This window comes from Rhizobacter sp. P1_G5 (genome assembly GCF_056405435.1).
Genome location: NZ_JBFUCB010001079.1, coordinates 1 through 972, shown reverse-complemented (window position 1 = coordinate 972; position 972 = coordinate 1). Strand labels below are relative to the sequence as shown.

Below are 972 nucleotides of genomic sequence, written 5' to 3'. Positions count from 1 at the left end.
GGCGACGACGCTGTCCGACCAGGGCGACTGGCGCGGTGCCTTCGAGCAGCAGCAGAAGTACAAGGCCGTCTCCGACGAGCTGCTGCACCGCCAGCTCGACCAGCGTTTCGCGACGCTGAAGGTCGAGTTCGACAGCGCCGCCAAGGACAAGGAGAACCAGCTGCTGATGCGCGAGAAGGCGGCCACCGAGCGTGCGCTCGACCAGGAGCGCCGCGCCAGTGCGCTGCGCGCGGTGGTGATCGCGCTGGCCGCGCTGCTGGTGGCGGTGATGGGCGTGCTGGTCTGGCGCCATCGCCGCACCAGCCACCGCATGCAGGACCTCGCGATGACCGACGAGCTGACGCACCTGCCGAACCGCCGCCACGTGCTGGGCACGCTGCAGGCGATGCTGGCGGACGGCCGGGCCTGCGCGCTGCTGATCGTCGACCTCGACTTCTTCAAGATGATCAACGACGAGCACGGCCACCTGGTCGGCGACGACATCCTGCGCGCGATCGCCAGCGTGCTGCGCGATGGCGGGCGCGAGCCGGTCGAGCTGGGCCGGCTGGGCGGCGAGGAGTTCATCGTCGTGCTGCCCGAGGTCGACATCGACACCGCGATCGCCGCGGCCGAGCGGCTGCGCATGAAGGTGGCCGGGCTGGACGTGTCGCGCTGGCTGCCCGACCGCAACATCACGATCAGCATCGGCGTCACGCTCGCCGAGAGCGGCGACACCGTCAGCAGCGTGCTGCGGCGCGCCGACGAAGCGCTCTACGAAGCCAAGCGGGGCGGCCGCAACCGCTGCGTGGCGCGCATCGGCGGCGCGGCGGGTGTTCCGGTGTCGCGCGGCGCCTCAGCCGCCGACGCACCCGCGCCGGTGATGCCGGCCGGCAGCGTCACGCCCTGACGCAGCGGGCCGAGCGCCGGGCCGCCAAGGGCCACGAAGAGGCCCACTCGTGGACCTTGCCGGCCCGCATCCCCCTCGGGGGATCG

The 972-nt window shown here is 72.5% G+C and carries 1 protein-coding gene; it reads left to right on the top strand.

Annotated elements, in window-relative coordinates; genetic code table 11:
* Positions 1-886, top strand: an 886-nt coding sequence (locus AC1D12_RS34140; RefSeq protein WP_477845495.1) for a GGDEF domain-containing protein, incomplete at its 5' end; no start/stop codon positions are given.
* Positions 887-972 lie beyond the last annotated feature (86 nt).